Annotated in this window: 21 protein-coding genes; 14 read left to right on the forward strand and 7 right to left on the reverse strand. The window is 69.2% G+C overall.

Annotation, left to right across the window (positions count from 1 at the left end):
- The 5 genes from ABTX78_RS07730 to ABTX78_RS07750 all read right to left on the reverse strand — a co-directional run.
- Nucleotides 1-361: chaperone modulator CbpM (locus tag ABTX78_RS07730; RefSeq protein ID WP_352205901.1), on the reverse strand; the 361-nt coding region annotated here is incomplete at its 3' end.
- The gene (locus ABTX78_RS07735) at nt 358-1,344 is read right to left on the reverse strand and encodes a DnaJ C-terminal domain-containing protein (protein WP_352205902.1); all 987 of its coding nucleotides are present in this window, start codon (nt 1,342-1,344) and stop codon (nt 358-360) included. The genes ABTX78_RS07730 and ABTX78_RS07735, both read right to left, overlap by 4 nt.
- Nucleotides 1,345-1,350: 6 nt before the next feature.
- Entirely contained in the window at nt 1,351-1,926 is a 576-nt protein-coding gene (locus tag ABTX78_RS07740) for a nucleotide exchange factor GrpE (RefSeq protein ID WP_352205903.1), read from the reverse strand.
- A 9-nt stretch (nt 1,927-1,935) separates the two neighbouring features.
- The gene (gene dnaK / locus ABTX78_RS07745; RefSeq protein WP_352205904.1) at nt 1,936-3,840 is read right to left on the reverse strand and encodes a molecular chaperone DnaK; all 1,905 of its coding nucleotides are present in this window, start codon (nt 3,838-3,840) and stop codon (nt 1,936-1,938) included.
- Nucleotides 3,841-3,896: 56 nt separating this feature from the next.
- On the reverse strand, nt 3,897-4,379 hold the full coding sequence (locus ABTX78_RS07750; protein WP_352205905.1) for a YflT domain-containing protein: 483 nt from the start codon (nt 4,377-4,379) through the stop codon (nt 3,897-3,899).
- A 236-nt stretch (nt 4,380-4,615) separates the two neighbouring features.
- Here ABTX78_RS07750 and ABTX78_RS07755 point away from each other — a divergent pair, with 236 nt between their 5' ends.
- The 3 genes from ABTX78_RS07755 to ABTX78_RS07765 are packed head-to-tail and all read left to right on the forward strand — an operon-like array spanning nt 4,616 to nt 8,157.
- On the forward strand, nt 4,616-6,319 hold the full coding sequence (locus ABTX78_RS07755) for a PucR family transcriptional regulator (protein WP_352205906.1): 1,704 nt from the start codon (nt 4,616-4,618) through the stop codon (nt 6,317-6,319).
- Nucleotides 6,316-6,954 (forward strand): MEDS domain-containing protein, encoded by a 639-nt coding sequence (locus ABTX78_RS07760; protein WP_352205907.1) that lies wholly within the window; start codon nt 6,316-6,318, stop codon nt 6,952-6,954. The genes ABTX78_RS07755 and ABTX78_RS07760 overlap by 4 nt, the downstream gene beginning before the upstream one ends.
- 51 nt (nt 6,955-7,005) lie before the next feature.
- Nucleotides 7,006-8,157 carry an acetate/propionate family kinase gene (locus tag ABTX78_RS07765; RefSeq protein WP_352205908.1) on the forward strand — a complete coding sequence of 384 codons (1,152 nt, stop codon included), beginning with the start codon at nt 7,006-7,008 and terminating at the stop codon, nt 8,155-8,157.
- Between the two features lie 183 nt (nt 8,158-8,340).
- On the opposite strand, the gene ABTX78_RS07770 is transcribed toward ABTX78_RS07765, so the two are convergent.
- A complete protein-coding gene (locus ABTX78_RS07770; RefSeq protein ID WP_352205909.1) occupies nt 8,341-8,688 on the reverse strand; it encodes a hypothetical protein in 348 nt (115 codons plus the stop codon).
- 243 nt (nt 8,689-8,931) lie between these two features.
- Between ABTX78_RS07770 and ABTX78_RS07775 the strand changes: the two genes are divergently transcribed.
- The 4 genes from ABTX78_RS07775 to ABTX78_RS07790 all read left to right on the forward strand — a co-directional run bounded on the left by ABTX78_RS07775 (nt 8,932) and on the right by ABTX78_RS07790 (nt 12,486).
- The gene (locus ABTX78_RS07775; protein WP_352205910.1) at nt 8,932-9,381 is read left to right on the forward strand and encodes a DUF1931 family protein; all 450 of its coding nucleotides are present in this window, start codon (nt 8,932-8,934) and stop codon (nt 9,379-9,381) included.
- A 468-nt stretch (nt 9,382-9,849) separates the two neighbouring features.
- Complete coding sequence (locus tag ABTX78_RS07780) at nt 9,850-10,677, forward strand: class I SAM-dependent methyltransferase (RefSeq protein WP_352205911.1); 828 nt, start codon at nt 9,850-9,852, stop codon at nt 10,675-10,677.
- A 388-nt stretch (nt 10,678-11,065) separates the two neighbouring features.
- On the forward strand, nt 11,066-12,025 hold the full coding sequence (locus ABTX78_RS07785) for an ATP-binding protein (RefSeq protein ID WP_352205912.1): 960 nt from the start codon (nt 11,066-11,068) through the stop codon (nt 12,023-12,025).
- A 68-nt stretch (nt 12,026-12,093) separates the two neighbouring features.
- On the forward strand, nt 12,094-12,486 hold the full coding sequence (locus tag ABTX78_RS07790) for an SCO5389 family protein (protein WP_352205913.1): 393 nt from the start codon (nt 12,094-12,096) through the stop codon (nt 12,484-12,486).
- Nucleotides 12,487-12,752: 266 nt separating this feature from the next.
- Here ABTX78_RS07790 and ABTX78_RS07795 read toward each other — a convergent pair whose 3' ends face one another.
- A complete protein-coding gene (locus ABTX78_RS07795; RefSeq protein WP_352206278.1) occupies nt 12,753-13,802 on the reverse strand; it encodes a zinc-binding dehydrogenase in 1,050 nt (349 codons plus the stop codon).
- Between the two features lie 623 nt (nt 13,803-14,425).
- On the opposite strand from ABTX78_RS07795, the gene ABTX78_RS07800 reads away from it, so the two are divergent.
- The 7 genes from ABTX78_RS07800 to arsM all read left to right on the forward strand — a co-directional run bounded on the left by ABTX78_RS07800 (nt 14,426) and on the right by arsM (nt 22,829).
- Nucleotides 14,426-15,073: a choice-of-anchor M domain-containing protein gene (locus tag ABTX78_RS07800; protein ID WP_352205914.1), complete on the forward strand. Its 648-nt coding sequence runs from the start codon at nt 14,426-14,428 to the stop codon at nt 15,071-15,073.
- Complete coding sequence (locus ABTX78_RS07805; RefSeq protein WP_352205915.1) at nt 15,073-16,740, forward strand: choice-of-anchor M domain-containing protein; 1,668 nt, start codon at nt 15,073-15,075, stop codon at nt 16,738-16,740. The genes ABTX78_RS07800 and ABTX78_RS07805 overlap by 1 nt, the downstream gene beginning before the upstream one ends.
- 104 nt (nt 16,741-16,844) lie before the next feature.
- Nucleotides 16,845-18,398: an anchored repeat ABC transporter, substrate-binding protein gene (locus tag ABTX78_RS07810; protein ID WP_352205916.1), complete on the forward strand. Its 1,554-nt coding sequence runs from the start codon at nt 16,845-16,847 to the stop codon at nt 18,396-18,398.
- A 5-nt stretch (nt 18,399-18,403) separates the two neighbouring features.
- Nucleotides 18,404-19,951: a TIGR03773 family transporter-associated surface protein gene (locus tag ABTX78_RS07815; RefSeq protein ID WP_352205917.1), complete on the forward strand. Its 1,548-nt coding sequence runs from the start codon at nt 18,404-18,406 to the stop codon at nt 19,949-19,951.
- Entirely contained in the window at nt 19,948-20,703 is a 756-nt protein-coding gene (locus tag ABTX78_RS07820; RefSeq protein WP_352205918.1) for an anchored repeat-type ABC transporter ATP-binding subunit, read from the forward strand. Before ABTX78_RS07815 ends, ABTX78_RS07820 begins: the two co-directional genes overlap by 4 nt.
- Nucleotides 20,700-21,602 carry an anchored repeat-type ABC transporter permease subunit gene (locus ABTX78_RS07825; RefSeq protein WP_352205919.1) on the forward strand — a complete coding sequence of 301 codons (903 nt, stop codon included), beginning with the start codon at nt 20,700-20,702 and terminating at the stop codon, nt 21,600-21,602. The genes ABTX78_RS07820 and ABTX78_RS07825 overlap by 4 nt, the downstream gene beginning before the upstream one ends.
- 462 nt (nt 21,603-22,064) lie before the next feature.
- On the forward strand, nt 22,065-22,829 hold the full coding sequence (gene arsM / locus ABTX78_RS07830; protein WP_352205920.1) for an arsenite methyltransferase: 765 nt from the start codon (nt 22,065-22,067) through the stop codon (nt 22,827-22,829).
- Nucleotides 22,830-22,875: the final 46 nt, after the last annotated feature.

A 22,875-nucleotide genomic window follows, 5' to 3' on the forward strand; every position in this document is an offset into this window, starting at 1 on the left:
CGGAATTGCTGCGCCGCAGCATGTCCTCGAGTTCACTGATCCGATCCAGCAGATCCAGCACCAGACCGATGGACGCATAGTTCAGGCAAAGCCCCACCCGAAGCCGCTGCACACGAGCCAACGTCGCCGGAGCAGACGCCGCGAACCCCAGCTCCCCACGACTGTCACGCGACGCCTCCACCAACCCCAACGCCACAAACCGCCGCACAAGATCGGGATGCAAACCACTCCGCCGAGCCACAGCATCCAGACTCAACCGCCGCACCGGCACCAACGCGTAACGACGGACGACGACGGCGGGCTGCCGTCTCGTCACCGTGTCGGTGTCGGTGTCGGCGGTGAACCGTGGCTGCTGGGTCATCCTGGCTTCCTCGGGTCGAAGGTGGACACGGTCGCCAGCTGCTCGAACAGCTCGCGTTCACGTTCACTGAGGTCGGGCGGCACCATGATGCGGACCTCCGCATACAGGTCCCCGTCGGGTCCACGCGGATTGGGCATGCCCTCACCCCGCAACCGCAACCGACGACCGCTCGACGAACCGCCCGGGACAGTGACCTTGGCACTCCCACCCGGGGTCGGAACCGGCACACTCGCACCCAACGCCGCCTCCCACGGCGTGACAGGCACCACGACATGGATATCGCGGCCCTCCAGGCGGAAGCGCGAGTCCGGCTTGATCCGCACGAGCAGGTAGAGATCGCCGCGCGGGCCTCCGCCGCCCCCGTGGCCGCCTTCCCCGGCGAGCCGGATGCGCTGACCGTCGACCACTCCGCGCGGGATGTTGACGTCGTAGGTGCGTTCTCCCTGAGGTCCGGTGAGGGTGACACTGCGTTTACCGCCCCGGTATGCCTCCTCGACGGTGAGGGGCAGCTCGGCCTCTTGGTCGGCGCCGGGTATCGGGCCTCGCGGCCCGCCCCTCACACCGCCGCGTCCGAACATCCCGCCGAACAGGTCCTCGAAGTCGATGCCGGAGTCCTCGAATCCCTCGAATCCCTCGCCGTAATCCGACACGAACCGAACCCGGCCGCCCCCGTCCCCCGTGCCCCAGGCCGACCGGCCGGCGCCACCGGCGCCGCGGGCCCCGACTCCGGCACCGGCCATCTGCTCTTCCCAGTCCTCCGGCACCCTGCGGAAGTCTTCGCCGAAGCGGTCGTAGCGCTGCCGCGTCTTGGGGTCGGAGAGCACGCTGTACGCCTCGTTGATCTCCTTGAAGCGCTCCTCCGCCTGCGGGTCCTTGTTGACGTCGGGGTGGTACTTGCGGGCCAGTGTGCGGAACGCCTGCTGGATCTCCTCCTCGCTCGCTTCGCGCTGCAGTCCGAGCACGTCGTAGAAGTCCCGTGCCATGGGGTGTCACTCCTGACGCTTGCTGACCACGACGGATGCGGGCCGGAGCTGCATTTCGTCCTCGCCGTAGCCTGGGCGCACCACCTGAGCGACGGTGTTCGGCTCTGCCGACGGATCCTCGACGAGGCCGACGACCTCGTGCTTGGCCGGATCGAACGGCACCCCGGTCTCTTCGTAGCGGGCGTATCCGAGACCGCGGAGCACCTCCACCGCCTGGTCCCGTACGGCCTTGACACCCTCCAGTACAGCGGTCCGTTCGGACACCGCGTGGGAGAGGGCCAGTTCCAGGTTGTCGAGGACGGGGAGCCAGGAGGCGGCGGTGCGGGCGCGCTCGTCGCCGCGCACCGTCACCAGCTCTTTGGCGTGGCGTTTGCGGAGGTTGTCCAGGTCGGCGAGGGCGCGACGCCAGCGGTCGCGCACTTCCTCGAGCTCTGCGGCCTGCTCGTCCACGGCGCTCTGCTCGGGTGCCCCCTCGTCCTGCGGCGTCCGGACCTGAGGGCCCTGGTCGTGGGACCCATCCTCACGCGGTGGGCCCCCACCCGGCTCTTCCTGGGGACTCACCGGGTCCCGTTCGGTGGTCATGTAAGCCCCTCAGCCCTTGTCGAATTCGGCGTCGATGACGTCGTCGTCCCCTCCGCCGGTGCCGGCGGTGGCGCCTGCTGTCTCGGTTCCAGGGGCCGGCGGGCCCTCCTCGGCCGCGCCCGGCCGGTGGGCGGACAAAGCGGCGTGGATCTGCTGGAGTTCGGAGGTCAGCGACCTGACCTTGTCCACCGGCGCCTCTTCGTCGATGGCCTGCCGCGCGTCGTTGACGAGCATCTCGGCCCGTGCCTTCTCGTGCGCCGGTGCGGCGTCGCCCAGCTCGTTCACCTTCCGCTCCACCTGGTACGCGACGGCGTCCAGCTCGTTGCGGGCATCGACGGCCTCGCGCAGCGCCTTGTCCTCCCCGCGGTTGCGCTCGGCCTCCTGGATCATCCGCTCGACCTCGCTCTGGTCGAGGTTGGAGGCCTCGCTGATGGTGATGCCCTGTTCGGCGCCGGTGTCCTTGTCACGCGCTGTAACGTTCAGAATGCCGTTGGCGTCGACGTCGAAGATGACCTCGATCTGCGGCTCGCCACGCGGTGCGGGGCGGATGTCGGTGAGCTGGAAACGGCCGAGAACCCGATTCTCCGATGCCCTCTCGCGCTCACCCTGCAGCACGACGACATCGACGGCGGGCTGGTTGTCCTCTGCGGTGGAGAACGTCTCCGTGCGGCGGACCGGGATCGTGGTGTTCCGCTCGATGATCTTCGTCATCACCCCGCCACGGGTCTCCACACCCAGCGACAGCGGGATGACGTCGAGCAGCAGGACGTCTTCGACCTCGCCCTTGAGCACCCCGGCCTGGATCGCGGCGCCCATGGCCACGACCTCGTCCGGGTTGACGCTCATGTTCGGGTCCTTGCCACCGGTGAGACGGCGGACCAGGTTCTGCACGGCCGGGATACGCGTCGATCCACCGACCAGGATGACCTCGTCGATGTCGTTCTCGCCGACCTTGGCGTCGGCCATCGCCTGCTTGACGGGCTCCAGGGTCCGCTCGACCAGATCCGCCGTGATCTGCTCGAACGTGGACCGCATAACCGTCTCGGTCAGGTGCTTCGGGCCGGAGGCGTCCGCGGTGATGAACGGCAGGTTGACCTGGGTCTGGGTCACCGAACTCAGCTCGGTCTTGGCCTTCTCCGCGGCCTCGAACAGCCGTTGCAGCGCCTGCGGGTCGTTACGCAGATCGATGCCGTTCTCGTTCTGGAACTTGTCCGCGAGGTGGTCCACCAGACGCCGGTCGAAGTCGTCGCCGCCGAGATGACTGTCACCCGCGGTGGACCGGACCTCGACGACCCCGTCGCCGACGTCGAGGATGCTGACGTCGAAGGTGCCGCCGCCGAGGTCGAAGACGAGCACGGTCTCGTGCCCCTTCTTGTCCATCCCGTAGGCGAGGGCGGCGGCGGTCGGCTCGTTGATGATGCGCAGCACGTCCAGGCCGGCGATCTTTCCGGCGTCCTTCGTCGCCTGGCGCTGGGCGTCATTGAAGTACGCGGGCACCGTGATGACAGCCTCCGTCACCCGCTCCCCCAGCTGCTTTCCCGCGTCGTCGGCGAGCTTGCGCAGCACCAGGGCGCTGATCTCCTCCGGCGCGTACAACTTGTCGCGCACCTTGAAGCGCGCGTTGCCGTGTTCATCGGGGACGACGTCGAAGCCGACGGCCTTGGCCTCGTCGGAGATCTCGTCGTAGCGGCGGCCGATGAACCGCTTGGCCGAGTAGATGGTGCCCTTGGGGTTGAGGATCGCCTGACGGCGGGCCAGTTGGCCGACGAGCCGCTCGCCGGTGTCGGTGAATCCGACGACCGAAGGGGTCGTGCGACTGCCCTCGGAGTTGGGTATGACCGTCGCCTCCCCGCCCTCCCACGCCGCGATCACCGAGTTGGTGGTCCCGAGGTCGATTCCGACTGCCTTAGCCATGAGCTGTTACTCCTTGTGGAAGCTTGAGGAGAGGTGCGCGCGCCTGCCCGGATCCGTCATCCCTCGGCCGCGGTGCCGGTCGCCGGGGTTCCCAGCCGTTCCAGCAGCTCGGCAGCCCTGTCGGCCACGTCGGCGCCGACCACCACTTCGTAACGGGTGGGCTGGACGCTCTGGACCGAGCTGAAGTCGCGGCGGCCGCGCTGCATGGCGTACGCGATCAATCCGATGATCGCGCCGACCACGGCGCCGAACAGGAGACCGTAGAGGGCGAGGAGCAGGGCCGACAGCACCGGGTCGACCCAGTTGAGGAGTCCGAAGAGCCAGCCGATCAGAGCGCCCGGGAGCGCCCCCGACGCGGCTCCGCTCAGCGCGGCCCTGCCGTAGGTGAGGCGTCCGACCACTTGCTCGACGAGTTGCAGGTCCTGCCCGATGATGGCCACCCGTTCGACGGGGAATCCCAGGTCGGACAGGTGGTCGACCGCGCGTTCCGCCTCGGCGTATGTGCGGTACGAAGCAATGCTTCGACGGTGCTCGTCCATGGTGGCCCTCTCCGGACGGGGCACATCGCAGTGCCGTCCGTTTCACGATGACGCCTCCCAGGGTCGCGGTGCGCCGGGGCCGCGGCCTGCCCCTGCCGTGTCCAAATCGGCATGGACTCTCGCCCTGGGAGTGCAAAAGATCCAAATATGTGGAAACAGGCGCAGGTGATGCATGAATCATTCGCATTGCGGTGATCTGCAGAGGGGGGCTTCCACCAGAAATGGGGCCTGTGTCGATGACCGCTACAGCCGACTGGACCTACCAGGTGCGCCCCGAGGCCTGGAGCCGGGAACATGTGGCGAACCTCTTCAGCTTGTTCGTTCTCTCCATGATCATGAACGACGGCCGCGACGAGGCGGGCATCCTGCATCTGGCACTGACCTCCGTCGCACCGCTCGGGCCGTGCCGTTCGGAGGCCGGTTACCTGCCCTCGGGCGACCGCCTGGTCCGCACTCCGGCGCAGGGCGCACCGGACACGTCCGGGCTCGAGGACCGGCTCCGACACCTGCGCGGCTCCGAGGGACAGGTCCCGGTGCCCGGCCGGGAGTGGGGCTGGGCCTTCCCGCTCAACAGCGGCGACGGAGTCGGCTATCTCGTCGTGGGCGCAGCGTCACAGCCTGCCAGGGACGAACACTTCCTGGTCCAGGCCCTTGCCCAGCAGACGTCCGTGGCCCTCGCCAACGCGGTGGCCCGCCGCAGGGCCCGCAAGAACGCCGGGGAGCTGCGGCGGCTCAATGAGGACCGGAAGGCCGTGAACGGACGCCTGGCCACCTCCGTCGCCGAGCTCGAGCACCAGCGGAGCGTCCACGAAGTGCTCAGCGAGGTCGCGGCCAGCGACAGCGGCGTTCCGGGCATCGCCAGGGCAGTGCGCGGCCTCACCGGTTGCTCAGTCGCCGTCGAGGACCAATTCGGCAACCTGATCGCCTGGACGGGCCCGGGACGGCCCGACCCGTACCCGAAGCCGGACGCGGCGCGGCACGAGGAGCTGTTGCAGGACGTGGCCCGACGGCTGCTTCCTCTGAGGGTGGGTGACCGTCTCGTCGCGCTGGCCCAGCATCGCGGCGAAGTCCTCGGCTCCATGGCTCTGGTCGTCGGTGACGGGCACACCGCCGAGGAGGAGAAATTCGTCCTCGACCACGCCTGCAACGCCCTCGCTCTCGAGCTGGCCCATCTCCGGAACCTCGCGGAAGTCGAGTTGCGGCTCCGCCGTGAGCTGGTGGACGACCTGATCTCCGGCACTGACGACGAGAGCGCGTACGCCCGTGCCGCTGCCGTCGGCCACGATCTCCACGGCCCTCATTGGATGGCCGTCGTGGAGTGGGAGGGCCGGACGGACGACATCTTCGTCCAGGCGGTGGGCCGAGCCGCCGCCGGCCTGCGGATACGGTCTCTGTTCGCCAGACGGTCGGGCACGGCCGTCCTCGTCCTGGAGGGGCAGCCGCGTTCCGAAGCGCTGCACCTGGCGGTGGCCCGCGAGCTGGGCCCGGGCATCGGTTCCATCGGGATCGGCGGCCGCTGCGACGCCCCGGCAAAGATCCCGAGGTCGTACAGGGAGGCGCTCCGCGCCTTGGAGGTTCGCCGGCTCTCCCGAGAACCGCACGGAGTAACCAGCTACGAGGACCTCGGCCTCTTCCGCATGCTCGGGTCGGGGGGTGATTACCAGCAGGTGGAGACGTTCGTCCGCGAATGGCTCGGCCCGCTCATGGCCTACGACGCCGCCCACCACTCCGAACTGGTCCAGACACTGTTCCAGTACTTCGAATGCGGTGGCAACTACGACGGCACGGCCGCCGAGCTCGCCATTCACCGCAGCACACTGCGCTACCGCCTGCAGCGCATCCGCGAGATCAGCGGCAGCGACCTCAAGGACGTCGACAGCCGCCTGAACCTGCACGTCGCCACCCGGGCCTGGAAGATCCTGGGAGGCTCACCCCAATGAACGGAAGAGTCATGTACGACCGGAGCGTGGACTCCCGCGGACCCGCCGTCATCTCAGTGGGGGGTATACCGCTCGCCCCGGGCGATCACGTCTGCGCCCTCCACCGGGGACAGGAGGAGCGCGACAGGCTCATCACCCCGTTCTTCGCGGACGGACTGTACGAGGGCCAGGCCTGCGTCTTCCTGGTTCCCACAGGAGAGGGGAAAGCGTTTCGCGACCGGCTCGCCACGACCGTGCCCGAAGTCCGCCGCGTGTGCGAGAACCTGCAGATCAAGCCCCCGGATGAGAGCTACCTGCAGGGCGGCAGCTTCGACGGCGACCGCATGCTGGACCTGCTGTACGACTGGTCCCACGGCACGTTCTCCGAGAGCGACGGCACATGCGCCCGCCTGGCCGCCGACATGAGCTGGGCGCTCCCCCTCGTCCGCCCCACCTTCACGCACGAGCTGATCCGGTACGAGGCAAGGGCGACGCACTGGCTGCGGTCCTATCCACAGGTGGGCGTCTGCATGTACGACCTGGACAAGTTCGGCGGCGACATGATCATCCCGCTGATCAAGGCACATCCGCGGGTCTGGCTCAACGGCACGGTGCTGGAGAACCCCTACTACCTGGAGCCGGACGAGGTGGCCTAGGTACTCGGCCGGGGCCCAGGTGAATCGAACTCGGGGGCGAGGGAGGCAGCGATGAGTCCCGTCCGGTCCGACGAGCCTTCCCCTGAAGGCGTCCTGGTCCTCGACGCCGGATCCTCCAGCCTGCACATCACCCTGTGCTCCGCCGACGGCACCCGGATCGCGGCCAGGCATTCGGCGGGACCGCCCGGTCCCGAGTCGGCCGGGGACCTGCGGGACTTCCTGACCACCGTGCCCCGGCCCGACACCGTCGGACACCGTCTCGTCCACGGCGGGCCGCATCTGACCCGTCACACGGTGATCGACGAACGGGTCCGTCAACTGCTGGACGAGGTCAGGACCCTGGCGCCCCTCCACCTGCCGCCCGCTCTCGCCGTGGCCGACGCGGCTCGGGAGCTGCTGCCGGACGTGCCCCACGTGGCGTGTTTCGACACCGTCTTCCACCGCGGTCTGCCGGCCGCCGCCCGTGAGTACGCCGTGCCGGAGCGGTGGCGCACCGAGTACGGGATGCGGCGCTACGGCTTCCACGGACTGTCCTACGCGTGGTGCCTGGAACGGACCGCCGAAGTGCTGGAACGGCCTGCCGACGGCCTCCGTGCCGTGCTCGTCCACCTGGGTGGCGGCTGCTCCGCGTGCGCCGTTCGCGACGGCCGCAGCATGGACACCACCATGGGCCTCACCCCGCTGGAGGGACTGGTGATGAGCCGCCGCAGCGGCAGCGTCGATCCGGGAGCCCTGCTGTGGCTCCAGCGGCGCCACGGCCTGACCGCTCGCGAGGTGGAGGAGGATCTCCACCGGCGGTCCGGTCTGCTCGGCCTCTCCGGCACCTCCGGGGACACCCGGGACCTGGTGCGGGCACGCAAGCGGGGAGACACCGCCGCCGAAGCGGCACTCGCCGTGTTCGTCCACAGCTGCCGGCGCGGCATCGCCGCCATGTCGGCCTCGTTGGACCGCCTCGACGTGCTCGTCTTCACCGGCGAGATCGGAGAGGACCAGCCCGAGGTGCGCGAAGAGGTGTGCGCGGGGCTCGGGGTCCTCGGCGTGCGCGCGGGTCTGGCCGTTCCCCCACTGGAGGAGCTGTACCGAGAGGGCGTACGCAGGATCGACGGGCCGGGCCCAGGCGTACCCGTGATTGTCGTCGCGACCGGTGAGACGCAGCAGATCGCGGTCGAGACCCGGCGCGTCCTCACGTCGCCTGACGCATGATCAGGTGCTGCCGCACGATTCGGCTCGTTGTGCAGCGCCAGGAGATCGGGCCCCGACGGCGAGGGCGGGGGACGGCGTTGTGGCGCAGGGTCGTGACGCAGGGGCGGAACCCGCTCCGCACTCGTCCGTTCGAACAGCGGTCGGGCGTCATCGGCTCCTGTGCGCATGACGAACCGCCATTCCTCATGCGAGTTCGTCCAGCATTCCGTGCACATGCGCCACGGCGAGTTCTATGTCGTTGTACTTGTATTGGCCTGCACGTGACTCCGCGGAAAGGATCCCGCAGCGGTGCACTTTCTCGAAGTCACCGTAGGGGAACTTGTACCGGCTTTTGTTTCCCTCGTTCTGACTCTCGTCCACACCGAGGTACCACTTCTGGTATTCGGCCAGGCCGTATTCCTCCAGAAAGCGATTCTCCTTTTCCGCGGAGGGTCGGTCCCGACTCCAGGCGTCCCGGTCGTCAAGGACCACCTGCTTCTCCTTGACAAGCTTCTTCGCGTGTTCGAGAGCCTGCTTGTTCAGCTTTACCATGACGAGGTCGGCACCTCCCGCATCGTCGCGTACCGCAGGTACGAATTCCCCTTCAATCGACTCTACGCGACCGAAAGCCCGCCACCGCGGCCACGCACGGAAAACCTCGACGAATACATGCGGTTTTGTCCTGGCAGGTCACATACCAGCCATCGCATTCGTCCTGGCATGCGCAGGCGGAACCATGGCGCTCTCTGCGAGCCTTGACCACCTGATCACCCGTCGACGAGGAGGGCGAGAAGCATGACCGTCATCGGGGTGTCCACATTCGAACGATTCTTCCGCGCAGCCGCGAGCCTCGACGTGGACAAGGACGACCTGAAGCGTTACAGCGACTTCGTGGACGACAAGCTCTACGATCTCCTGACCGTCGCACAGGCCGCGGCCAAGGCGAACGGCCGGGACACCGTCGAACCATGGGACCTGCCGATCACCAAGGGACTCCAGGAGAGCATCCACCGGTTCCGGCGGCTGGACCAGGAAGTCGAGGCCAAGCCCATTCTCGAACAGCTGGCCAAGCACCCGCCGCTCGACAGGGCTCCGACCGAGGAGACCGAGGCGCGATATCCGGAAATCCTCGGCGGGCTGACTGTGGCTCTGGCCGAGACGTTCAAGATCGTCTTCCCGGACCTGAAGAATCCGCAGACCAAGCACTGGGAGACCGTCACGAAGGTCTTCGACCTCCTGCTGTAGCTTTCGGGGCGGCAAGTCCCGTACGGCTTACGGCAGAGCGACGCTGACGACGAGTCGGCTCGCAGTCGCGCGTCGCCGCAAGGTGGGTGATCTCACCGCAGGTGTCGCGATGGCCGGGGTCCACCGGGACGCTGTCACCGCACGTCTTGGCGTGCGGGCTGCGGGTATTGCTCCTCGCGACCGTGAGGACCTGCGGTCCGGGCCTCTTCGTCTGCGTCAGCCCGCCCAATGCGCAGGCCGCACCCAGCCGGGCGCCGGCCGGCACAGGCCCTTTTTCGGTGGGGTCGGTGCTTGGCGCCACCGAAGTTGGGGGGCCGACGGCTGGACACCACGAAAACACGGCGGGCTCCATCCCCCACGCCCTCAGCCGATCCGGCACGGCTACGCGGCGGACTGCCGAGCCAACTCTTGTTAATGGCTACCATTTTCATATAGCGTCATGGCGCCCGAGGGCTTGTGGAGGCAGTCATGACCGAGCACGGCGTACGCCTGGGCACGATCCAAGAGACTCTTCTGATCCCCCTGTACGGGCGGGCGGCGGAGAACCGCAAGAAAGACGCGATCCTACGTGACCCCCGAGCCGAGGAGATCGTCGCGTCGATCGACTACGACTTCGCCCGCTTCGACGGTCTGCAGAGCCTGATCGGGACGGTGCTGCGCACCGCGCTGTTCGACCGATGGGTGGCCGACTTCCTCGCGGCCCACCCCGGCGGCACCGTGGTGGAGATCGGTACCGGCCTCAACACCCGTTTCGAGCGCGTCGACAACGGCCGGGCCCGCTGGTTCGACCTCGATCTTCCCGATGTCGTCGAACTGCGGCGGGCCTTCTTCACCCACACCGAACGCCGTTCGATGATCGCAGCGTCGGTGACCGACGACGCGTGGGTGGAGACGGTCGCCGCGCACTCCACCGGACCGTACTTCTTCGCCGCCGAGGCCGTCCTCCCCTTCCTCGCCGAAGCGGACGTCCACCACGTCATCCACCTCTTGGCCGACCGCTTCCCCGGCTCCCTGCTGGCCCTCGACACCGCGGGCCCCGGCATCATCGGCACCCAGGACGAGCACGACGCGCTCAGCAAGGTCGAGGCACGGATGCAGTGGGCCTGCGCCGACCCGGCGCAACTCACCGAGGGGCGAGCGGGAGTTCAGCTCCTCACCTCGCACACACTCAGCAATCTGCCCGGCCCGATGTTCGACGAGCTTTCGCCGTCCTACCAGGAGATGCTGACCGGTCTCGGAGCCCTGCGCATGCCCCAGGTCGAGGAGTACCGACTCAACCTCGTCCGGCTCTCCTGACATCGGAAACATCCGTCGAGGTGCGCCACCGCAAAGGCGGCCGCCGCGCACAGCCTTGTGCAGCGTGCCGTCGCCGGTTGTCCCGGCCGCAGCCAGGCACCGCCCCCTACGGTGACGACTTCAGTGACGACTCGGTGACGAGCCGAGTCGCACCACGGCCTCGTCGGGCGGGCACGGCAGGCGTGCACCCGCCACCGAGCGGCAGCCTTTACCGCAGATTCGTGCGCCGCTACCGGTACCGGGCACCCGCCAACCGAACGGACACACGATCCACGAATTCCCAACCGGCTTTCGCAGCCGCCCAGTTGGGCGTCAGGTGATTTGACACCCCACCCCCCGCCAACCACCCTATGCTCATGACATCCATTTCCAATAGGAGCAGCTAGCGATGCGCGCGGCTTTCGTCGGCAAGGGCGGTAGCGGCAAGACGACACTGGCCTCCCTCTTCTCCCGTCACCTGGCACACTCGGGCGCACCGCTCGTCGCCATCGACGGCGACATCAACCAGCACCTGGCGTACTCCCTCGGTCTCGACGAGGACGAGGTCTTCGCCGCCCCGCCGCTCAGCGCGCGGACCGACGAGATCAAGGACCACCTCCGGGGCACGAACCCGCGGATTCCGTCCCGCGACGCCATGGTCAAGACCACGCCGCCGGGTCGCGGCTCGCGGCTGCTGCGGCTGCTGGGCGACGACGAGATCCACGCCCATCACGTCCAAGAGGTCGGCGGCGTACCGCTGATGGTGACCGGCGCCTTCGACGAGAGCGATCTCGGGGTGTCCTGCTACCACTCCAAGCTCGGCGCGGTCGAGCTCTACCTCAACCACCTCGTCGACGGGCCCGGCGAGTATGTCGTCGTCGACATGACGGCCGGTGCCGACGCCTTCGCATCCGGCCTGTTCACCCGCTTCGACATGACCTTCCTGGTCGTGGAGCCGACCCGCAAGAGCGTCAACGTCTACCGCCAGTACCGCGACCACGCAGCGGAGTTCGGAATCCCGGTCGCCGTGGTTGGTAACAAGGTCACCTGCGAGGACGACCTCGCCTTCCTCCGCGCCGAGGTCGGCGAGGACCTCATCGCCCACTGCGAGCAGTCCCCCTTCGTGCGTGCTCACGAACAGGGCCGTGGGCGCGGCGAGTTGGAGCCGCACAACATCCGTACGCTCGACCGACTGCGCGAGGCTCTGGATGCCCGCGCCAAGGACTGGACGACTTTTCAGCAGCACGCCGTCGACTTCCACCTGCGCAACGCCACCGCTTGGGCCAACGAGGCCACGGGCCATGATCTCGCCGCCCAGGTCGACTTCGAGTTCCGGCACGGGCCCGCGGCAATGACGGCCTTCGCCTGACCGCCGACGGTCGCACGCACAGCACGCAAACCACACGACTGCCAGAGCCAGAGAACAGGACACCCCTCATGTCGCTCGATGTCACCCCACAGCTGCTCGCCGACGCCGAAAACGACGAGGTGCGGGAGAAGGACTTCTTGGAAACAGTCCGCACCTCCCTGCCGTACGCCTATGACCTCGTCGCCCGACTGACAGACGAACTCCGTTCCGGGGCCGCCGAGTTCGCGGACAACCAGACGCCGCCGCCCTCCGAGAGGGAACGCGGCCAGCTGCTGCGGGCGCTGTCCAGCGATGCCATCCGCGGAAGCCTGGAACGGCACTTCGGCGTGGCGCTGGCCTTCCAGAACTGTCACCGGGTAGCGGCCTTCCGCCCGGAGGCCCGAGGCGGAGAGAAGTACTCCCGTTTCACGTCCCTGCGGGCCCAGATCCTCAACCAGTCACCGGAGTTCCGCGACTGCTGAGACCGCGGCGGCTGCTCGGCGAACGTGGTGCGGGCGTGAGAAGCACGGCTGCCGCCGGCGTCGGGCCTGTGGTGACCACAGGCCCGGGCGGTCCACGCGCGGGCCCGTCCGCGAAGCGCTCGGGGCCGTCCGCGAAGTGCTCGGGGCCGTCCGCCGCACCAGGTCCCGAGCCGTGGACCCCGATACGACATGAGAGCCTACGTCTTCCACCAACGGTCACCGCCGCGGCGGGTCCGCCCGGCTCGGCCTTGATCCTGGGACGGCGCTCAGGGGTGCATGACGATCTTTCCCACGTGCCCTCTGCGGGAGAGTTCTTCCTGTGCCTGAGCAGCCTGGTCCAGTCGGAAGGTCGCGGCGATGACGGGTTGCACTTCGCCTCGACGAGCCAGGTCCATGAGGAGGTCGAAGTGTGCGGGTGTGTGCATCGCTGACCCGATGACCTGTGCGTTGTGCAGGTAGAGACGGCGCACATCGAAGGTCACGTCGTATCCGCCGAGTGCGCCGGCGATGACCCATCGGCCCCCTTCACGCAGCAATGGCAGCCCTTCGGTCACCAGCTCGCCGGCCACGACGTCGAGTGCGACATCGACGCCCTGCGGGGCATGGGTGCGGATCTGCCCGGCAATGTCTCCTGCGCGGTCGATGACTTCGTGCGCGCCTGCTTCGCGCACCGCGTCGATCTTGGGTCCGCTGGTGATGGCGAGGACTCTTGCGCCGCGCGCCCGGGCGATCTGCACCAGCGCGAGGCCGACGCCGCCGGACGCTCCCGAGACCAGGGCGGTTTCTCCCTTGTGCAGCCGGCCTCGCTCGATCATGCCCAGCGCCGTGCCGTAGGCGGTCGGCAACGTCGCGAGCTGGTCGTCCGTGAGGGGGGATTCCGTCACGTCATGCACACGCTCTACCGGGGCTGTCACGTACTCGGCGTAGCCCCCGTCGCGTTCGCTCCCCATCAGCCCCACCGGGTTGGCATCCGGTCCTTCGGCGTCGTAGATCGCGGGATCGACGACCACTCGGCGTCCGACGAGACTTGCTTCCACGCCGGTCCCGACGGCCACGACATGGCCGGCTACGTCGGCGCCCTGGATACGCGGGAAGTCGATCGGGCCGCGCCAGCCCGACTGCGTCTTCGGGGCTCCCGGACGTCCGTAGGCGCCTTCCCGGGTCCACAGGTCGGTGTTGTTCAGTGCTACGGCGCTGACCTTGACCAGCACCTCGCGTCCCTGCGGGTCAGGGACGGCAATCTCCGTCAGCTCAAGGACCTCCGGTCCTCCGTGCGCTGTGATGCGCACCGCCCGCATCGACTGGGATGCACTCATCGCTTGCACCTCCTCGCAAGTATACCGATCTGTTAACACCTCGCACCGTACACCGCTCGGTCGAGGCGGGCATCGTGGAGGAAGCGCGGCCCATGACGCGGCCGGCCCCCCGCATCGCGGCCGCCGCCGAGGAGTTGCTCCACCATCGCGGCACCACAGCGGCCGGCGCGGATCCGACTGCTGGGCTCGACGTCACGAGCGGACCCCGCACAACCCCGTTCGGGTCGGAAGACCATCTCGCGGCGACCCGTCCCACGGCACGCGACCGGCACCGGCGGCCACTTGTCCGTGCCGCCGTCCACCGTTGCCGCAGTTGCCGCAGTTGCCGCCGACGCGAGCAACGGGCCTTCGCACTGCGCGTGTTGCAGCAGCGTCCGGACGTCGCCTCCACGCCGACCCGGGCAGGGGCGGGAATGCGGCATCCCCGGCGGGCCGATCCAGGACGTTCCCGCGCATCTCCCTGCCCGCCGGCACCCGAGTGGCGCCATCGCCAGAACCGGATCCCCGTCCCTTGAATCCCCACAGGTCACACACACCCCGTTGACGAGTTTATGAAAATGATTACCATGTGACTTGTCTGCGCACGCTCAAGTGCGTGCGCCTCTGATCCAGGGGGGATCACCTTGCGTGCCTTCAACCGCGCTCTGACCGTCACCGGTTCACTCGCCGCCGCGCTGGCCGTGGCCGGTCTCGCGGCCAGCCCGGCCATCGCCGCCACCACGCTCGGCAGCGGACACGTCGACGTCCTCGACGCCGAATGGGACGGCGCCGACCTGCACCTGCACGTCCACGACGAGGAAACCGCCACCGAATACGAGCCGGCGGACGTGACCCTGTCCGTTCCGGCCGCCGCCAAGGTCGCCAACCCCGGCTACGGCTTCCTGGGCTCCGGCAGCCAGATCTGGCTGCTGCCCGACAACGAGGCGGTGGCGGAGAGCCGGGGTGTCCTGTTCCCGGGCATCTCCACCGAGCACCTCACCACCGGCGTCTTCGCGAACAACGCGGTGACCTACAGACTCGTCAGTGCCACCCGCAACGGCGCCACCACCGAGGACTTCAGCATCTACGCGGGCAGCGGCAGCCGCTGGTTCGACAGCAACACCGGCATCACCACCTTCAAGTCCCGCTCCTTCGGCGTCGCCACCCACAACCACGCCAACTGGGCCTTCGAGGAGGCCGGGACCTACCGGCTGACCTTCCGCGTCCAGGGCACGGTCAACGGGGCCGTCGAGTCCGCCACCGAGACGTACACCGTGGTCGTCAGCTCGTGATGACAGCCCTGACGCGCGGAAGACGCGCCTTCACGGCCGCTGCTCTCACCGTGGCGACCGCGGTGCTCCTGGGCGCGGCAGGGCTCGTCGCCGGCGGCAGCGGGGACGCCCGCGCCGCCGGCGGTGCCGTCGTGCTCGACGAGGGCGAGCTGGACTTCGTGCCCCGACTGGCCGACGGCACAATGACGTTGCAGATCGACGACCGCTCCGGCGCCACGGCGGTCGTACACGAACCGTCCGAGGTGGTCCTGCACGTCCCCGCGGCGACGCTGCAGAACTTCCCCGACCCGCTCGCCCAGGCGTACGGCATGTCCGGTCACGACAACTGGCAGCTGGGAGGCCAGCAGTCGGAGGGTCTGTTCGCGCCGGAGCCCGGCTGGATCGGGTCCGAGGCCGGCGGCCCCACCGAGGTGCGACTGTCGGGGTTCGAAGGCCCCGCCCTCTTCGGCATGGCCACCTTCACCTTCGAGATGGAGAACGCGGACGAGCCGCCCGTCCCCCATCTCGGCAGTGTCGACCCCGCACCGCGAGCCTTCACACTGGACGGGGGCGCGGAGCGCTTCGCGCCCCTGTGGTTCTTCGACGCCGAAGGCGTCTACCGCCTCACCTTCACCGTCACCAGCGGCACCGCCACCGACACCGAGACGCTCGCCGTGGTCGTCGGTGACGACATCGATCCGGCGGGTGTACTGCCCGGCGACGGCTCCACGCCGACGGCGACACCGACCGGGAGCCCGACGGACTCCGTGAGCCCGACGCCCACCGGACCGGCCGCGCACGTCATCGCCAAGGGCCACGTCGACATGGCGGCCCGCGAGGTGGACGGGGATCTGGAGTTCCAAATCAAGGAAGGTTCCCTCACGGACTACGACTGGTACGAGCCCGGCGAGGTCGTCTTCCATGTGACTCCCGTCGCGCGGCGGAAGATTCCCGAGGGGTACGGCTTCCTCGGCACCCCCGGCGAACCGGTGTGGTGGCTGCCCATGAGTCAGCACCCCGACATCGTGTGGCCGGGATGGTCCACCACGGACTGGCCCAAGAGCGAAGTCGACGGCAAGCTGACCTACCGGCTCGACTCCGTACAAGGTCCCGGAAACGTCGCGCTGTTCGGCGACGGCGCATTGGGCGGGACGGACATCCAGATCAACAGCGGCGACGGCCTGCCCGACGCCTCGACCATCGCCGCGGACACCCACCGGCACACCTACTGGGCGTTCACCGCCGAGGGCGTCTACCGCACCACCTGGACCTGGAGCGCCACCCTCGCCGACGGCACGAAGGTCAGCGACACCGAGACCATGGCGTGGGTCGTCGGCGACGACGTGGATCCCGGGACCGTGACACCGGGCACGGGCGACGAACCCACCGCGACACCGACGACCACACCATCCGTGTCGCCGACCCTGTCGGTCTCTCCCTCCACTCCGGACCCGACTGCCACGCCGTCGGCCACGGACTCCTCCGGCTCGGGCGGAGTGTCGGCCGGCGGCGGATCCAACGGCGCCAGCACGAGCGGGGGTTCGGGCTCCGACACCACACCGACCGGCGGACTCGCCGCGACCGGTACCGGCGCCGCCGTGCTGGCGGGTGCCGCGGTGGCCGCGCTGCTCGGGGGCGTCGGCGCGATCCTCGTCGTACGCCTGCGCCGTCGGCGTACCGCCGGATGACAACTCCGCGTACGGCGGTCTCGGGCCCGGCAGCCGCCGGGTCCGTCGTACGCGCCTCAGCCCCACCCCTCCTAAGGGAGGCATCAGAGAAGGAAGGATCCCCCATGCGGGGCCACGCCAGACGCACCAGCACCAAGGCCCTCGCCGCCGCCTGCGCACTGCTCGCCACGGCGGCGGCCGGATGCAACGGCTCCGGGGCGGGGTCGTCCGACGCCGCGTTGACGGTGTCGACGACCACCGCGATCGTCGCGGACCTGGTCGAGCGGGTGGGTGGCGACCGTGTCGACGTCACCTCGATCGTGCCGCGCAACGGCGACCCCCACTCCTACGAACCCAGCCCCGGCGACGCGACCAAGGTCACCAAGGCGGATGTCGTGTTCGGCAACGGCCTACTGCTCGAAGAACCCGGGATCATGAAGATGGTCCACAACAACGCGCCCACGTCCGCGCCGAAGATCGAGATCGCCGGGAAGCTGGAGCAGTACGGCGGCACGGTCATGAAACTGGAGGAGGACCTCGGTCTCAACGTCCTCTGGCTCGGCTGGGCCGTCGAGGGCGAGGTCGCGGGCGCCGGCTCCCAGGTACGTACGACCGCCACCGCCGTGGAGGGGCCGGGCGAGCTTCGCGTCTACCTCACCGACACCCTCGGCAGACCCCAGGTGTACGTCGACTCCGCCGACGGCCTTGACGACAAGGACTCCTTCACCCTGCCGCCCGAGGCCCACACCCACGTCAACTGGGCATTCAGCAAGCCCGGTACATACCGGCTGACCGTCCAGGGGCGGACGGAGACGATCGACGGAACGGCCCATCCGAACGGCAGCATCGGAAGCGGGACCTTCACCTTCACCGTCGGTGACGCGACCAAGGCGCCGAAAGGCGCCACCGTGCTCGACGCCGGCCACGCCGACGTGGCGCTGAACGCCGAGACCGGGAAGGTCTACGTCCGCGCCGACGACGAGAAGAGCGGGGCACGCACACGTCTGCCGGCCGACGACGTCGTCCTCAACGTGCCCGACCGGGCGAAGGAGACGGTGCCGAAGGAGGCGGCGTACGGCTTCCTCGGCGAGCCGGGCGCAGAGCTGTGGGTGCTCCCCCAGGCCGTCATCGGCAAGCACGTGCATGGCGACATGGACCCGCACGCCTGGGAGGACGTCGCCAACGCCGAGGCCTACGTCCGGCGGATCGAGGCGGAGCTGATCAAGGCCGATCCCGCGGGGAAGGCCACGTACGAGAAGAACGCCGAGGCGTATCTGAAGACCCTCGGAGAGTTGGACGCGGAGGTCGCCGCAAAGCTCGCGACCGTTCCCGAGCGGAACCGGAAACTCATCACCACGCACGACGCCTTCGGCTACCTCGCCAAGGCGTACGGCATGGACATCGCGGGCTTCGTCGTACCCGTACCCAACCGGGAGCCGAGCGCGGCCCAGATCGAGGAACTCGGCGACACCATCCGCGAGCGGCGGGTTCCTGCGGTGTTCCTCGAACCCAACCTTGCGGCCCGCTCGGACGTGCTGCGCCGGGTCGCCCAGGACCAGGGAGTCGCCGTGTGCACGATCTACGGCGACTCGTTCGACGACAAGGTCCATGACTACGTATCGATGATGCGGCACAACGCGAACGAACTCGCGAAGTGCCTTGGGGAGGACGCCCGATGAGGGCCATGCGAAGCACGCATACGGAACGGATCACCGTGGCGGTGGCGCTCGCGGCCACCCTCGCGGGCGGCGGTGTCGCTGCCGCCGCCGACGGAGGTGGCGTCGGCACAGGGCTGGAACTGGGCCGGATCGCTTATGACGAAGGGGGGTTGAGCCTCGACGCGGCCAAGGACGCGGAGGGTGCTGCCGCGCACGTCATCGAGATCGCCGACGCCGAGCTGGGGAACGCCCCCGCACCCGGCTGGGACACCACCGGGATCGCCGCGGAGACGGTGGACCAGGACACGGTGAGGTGGTCACTGACCGGGCTTGACGGGCCGGGCGAGCTGCGCGTGCACGCGGCCGGTGAACGCGAAGCGCCGCTGTTCGACAGCGCGGACGGGCTGCCCGACGGGTACGACCTGCCGGTAGGCCGGCGAGGCGCCACCCGGTGGGAGTTCACCGCCAAAGGCACGTACCAGGCCGTCTTCACGGCGGAGGCCACGGCGGTCGACGGGCGGCGTCTGTCGGTCGGGACCGTGTACACGGTGCTCGTCGGGGACGAGGCGATCGCAGGGGCGCCGGAAACGGCCCGGCCACCGGAGACCGTCCCTGCCGAGGCCCCGGACGACAACGAAGCGGCCCCGGTGGTGACCGGCACGAAGATTCCTGCCGAGCGAGCGGCACGGGCCGCGTCCACGCCCGCCTCCTCCCCGCCGGTTGCCGCGGTGTCCACCTCGAAGGTCCTCGACCAAGGCCACATCGACTTCGCCGCACGAGTCGTCGGCGGCAAGCTCCAGATCCAGGTCAAGGATGGCACGGTCTCCGGCAAAACCACGTGGCGCGAGCCGTCCTCCGTGGTCCTGCATGTGAAGCCCGCGGCGAAAAACGCCCTGCCGGACGGCGACCAGTTCGCCTTTCTCGGCAAGGGCGGCGACCCCGTCTGGCTGCTGGACCAAGTGCAGCAGGAGGGCCTGCTGTGGCCCGGTTGGTCCACCGACAACATCGAAGCCGGGGCGGCCAAGGGCGGGGTGACGTTCTCGCTGACCAAGGTGACGGGCCCCGGGGCGTACGCGCTCTACACGTACGACGCCATGTCCGGCGCGAACGTGCTGTTCAACAGCAAGGACGGGATGCCGGATTCCTTCGAGGTGCCCGCGAACACGCACGCCCACGGCGGCTGGGCCTTCACCAAGGAGGGCACCTACCGGCTGACGTTCAGGATGAGCGGCACGCTCGCCGACGGGCGAGCGGTCAGCGACACCGAGACCGTGACGTTCGTCGTGGGCGACAAGGACCCAGCCGGTGTCAAGCCCGGCGACGGAGCTGGCCCTGGCTCGGGGGGATCCGGACCCGGACCCGGCGACGGTACCTCGGGCACCGGATCCGGCTCCGAGGGCACGGCGTCGTCCGGCGACTCGGCGAAGGGGGACGGCGGCTCCATGGCCTCCACCGGCGCGGGCAACGCCGTGATGTTGGGCGGCGCCGCTGCCGCGCTCGCCGCGCTCGGGGCGGCGGCCGTCGTCACGACGCGCCGGCGCGCGGCTCGTACGCCTGGGAGGAAGCCCGCGTGAACGAGGGCACCGAGTCCGAGCCGTCGCCACTGCTCCGGGTGCATGACGTGAGCGTCTCGCTCGGCGGCCGGCCCGCCGTCGAGCGGGCCCGACTGTCCTTGCGCCCGGGCGACTTGCTGGGCCTGCTGGGTCCGAACGGCGCGGGCAAGACCACTCTGCTGCGTGCCGCCCTCGGGCTGGTCCCGCTCTCCGGCGGCGATGTTCTGGTCGACGGCCTGCCCCCGGCGCGCGCCCGCCACCTCGTCGGATACGTGCCGCAGCGCCACGAGTTCGCCTGGGATTTTCCCATCGACATCACGGGCGCGGTGCTGTCCGGCCGCACCCGCGCCATCGGCTGGCTTCGCCGGCCGAAGCCCGCGGACCGTGCAGCTGTCGACGAGGCGCTGGAGCTGGTCGGACTCAGCGACCTGCGCCGGCGCCCCATCGGTGAACTGTCCGGCGGACAGCGGCAACGGGTGCTGGTGGCCCGTGCCCTCGCGGGCGATCCCCGGCTGCTGCTCCTCGATGAGCCGTTCACCGGCGTGGACGCCCCCACTCAGGAGCTGCTGAACGACCTCTTCGGCCGACTGGCCGCCGACGGCAAGGGCCTGCTGATGACCACCCACGACCTGGCCGCCGCCGCCCGCACCTGCACACGGGTGGCGCTGCTCAACCGCACGGTCGTCGCCGAGGGCGGCCCCGAACTGCTCGCCGACCCTGGGCAGATGCTGCGGGCGTTCGGACTGGACACCGTGATCGGGGCGGCCGCGTGACCTCTGTGGCCCTCGCGGGGTTCTTCACCGACCCCTGGCAACTCCCCTTCATGCAGCGGGCCTTCGCGGTGGCGGCGATCACCGGCCTGGTGTGCGGTGTCGTGGGCGTGTACGTCGTCCTGCGCGGCATGGCCTTCATCGGCGAGGCGGTCTCCCACTCGGCGTTCCCCGGTGTCGCCCTCGCCTACGCCTTCCAGGGCAACCTGCTCCTCGGCGGAGCACTCGCCGGCCTCACCACCTCGCTTCTCATCGCCCTCGTCTCACAGAACCGCCGGCTCAAGGAGGACACCGTCATCGGTGTCTTCTTCTCCTGCGCGTTCGGGCTGGGCATCGTGCTGGTGTCCACACAGGACACCTGGTCCACGGATCTCTCGTCCTTCCTGTTCGGCCAAGTGCTGGCTGTCGGTCCGGAGGACGTGTGGACGGCGGCCATCGGTGGCGCGGTCCTGGTGACGGTCGTACTGCTGTTGAGCAAGGAACTGGTCGCGGTCAGCCTGGACCGCGAAACCGCCCGGGCGGCCGGGCTGCCCGTCCTGCGCCTCGACCTGATCCTCTACACGGTCGTGACCGCCACGATCGTGCTGTCCCTGGAGGCCGTCGGCAACGTCCTCGTCCTGTCCCTGCTCATCACCCCGGCCGCCGCCGCCCGCATGCTCACCGAACGCCTGTGGGCCATGACCCTGCTGGCCTCGGTGTTCGGCGGCACCGGCGCGTTGGCCGGCCTGTACGTGTCCTACGCCTACGACCTCGCGGCCGGCGGCTCCATCGTGTGCGTCCTGACCGTTTTGTTCGCCCTGACCTGGTGCCTGGCGCCCCGCCACGGGCTCCTGGCACGTGCCCTGCGGCGCCGCGCCGAGAGCTGGCGAGGCACGACCGGAGACCAGGCGGTTTCGACGTAAGCGCACGCCGACCTCTGCGTGGCGGCCGCCCTACCGCTACGCGCGTCGTCACTCATCAGCGGCCGGCTCCCGCGAACTGATGAATCTCCACGCTCTACGAGGGCGTGAAGGCGCGGCGTACGCCTGCGGTGTCGCTGCCGCCGCCAACTGGGCCTCGGCGACAGCTTGGATCTTGGAGCTTTCCTCGGCATCTCACCGCCCTCGCGTGCGGCGATCCCTGACAGCACACGCGACCGGAACGGATCTCCCAGGGCCCTGAGGACCCTTGCCGGCTCGACGGCCTGATCCGCGCGCACGGGCGCTGCCGGCAAGGTCGGACAGCATCCGCCAGCGCGTCCTGACCGAGCACCACGAGCGCCTGTTTCGATGTGCCTCTATGTTGACGAACTTCAATTCAGGGTGCAAGGTTGAATCGAAAGGCTTCGAAGCAAGCAGGTCCGTCGCCACCTGAGGAGGCACATCGTGAGTGATCAGTCCACTGACATGCGCGAGACCGTCCGTCGGCGCTACGCGGCCGCGGCCGTCCAGGTTGCCGGAGGCGGCACCGCCTGTTGCGGACCGGCGGCCATCGAGGTCGACGACAACTTCGGCTCCACCCTGTACGCGGCCGACGAGCGCGGCAGTCTGCCCGCGGAGGCCGTCGCGGCCTCACTCGGCTGCGGAAACCCCCTCGCGGTGGCCGAACTCCATGACGGCGAAAGGGTGTTGGACCTCGGGTCCGGCGGCGGCATCGACGTCCTGCTGTCCGCCCGCCGGGTCGGCCCCAGCGGCAAGGCATACGGCCTCGACATGACCGAGGAGATGCTCGCACTCGCCCTCGCCAATCAGGTGAAGGCCGGCGCCACCAACGTCGAGTTCCTCAAGGGCGCCATCGAAGCCATCCCGCTCCCCGCGAACACCATCGACGTCATCATCTCCAACTGCGTCATCAACCTGTCCACCGACAAGCCCGCCGTTTTCGCCGAGATGTTCCGCGTCCTCACCCCAGGCGGGCGCATCGGCATCTCCGACGTCGTCGCCGACGACACCCTCACCCCCGCCCAGCGCGCCGAGCGCGGAGACCACGTCGGCTGCATCGCGGGCGCTCTGTCGTTCGCCGAGTACCGGCAGGGACTCACGGCAGCCGGCTTCACGGACATCGACCTCACCCCGACCCACGGCGTCGCCGACGGAATGCACTCCGCCATCGTCCGCGCCGTCAAGCCGCCCATGCGAGCCCCCAACTGACCGTGCTTGTCAGCGACTGACGCAGGGGGCCACTCCGTTCCGCCTG

The organism is Streptomyces sp. NPDC096193, from assembly GCF_040302905.1.
In the GTDB taxonomy this organism is placed as follows: Bacteria; Actinomycetota; Actinomycetes; order Streptomycetales; family Streptomycetaceae; genus Streptomyces.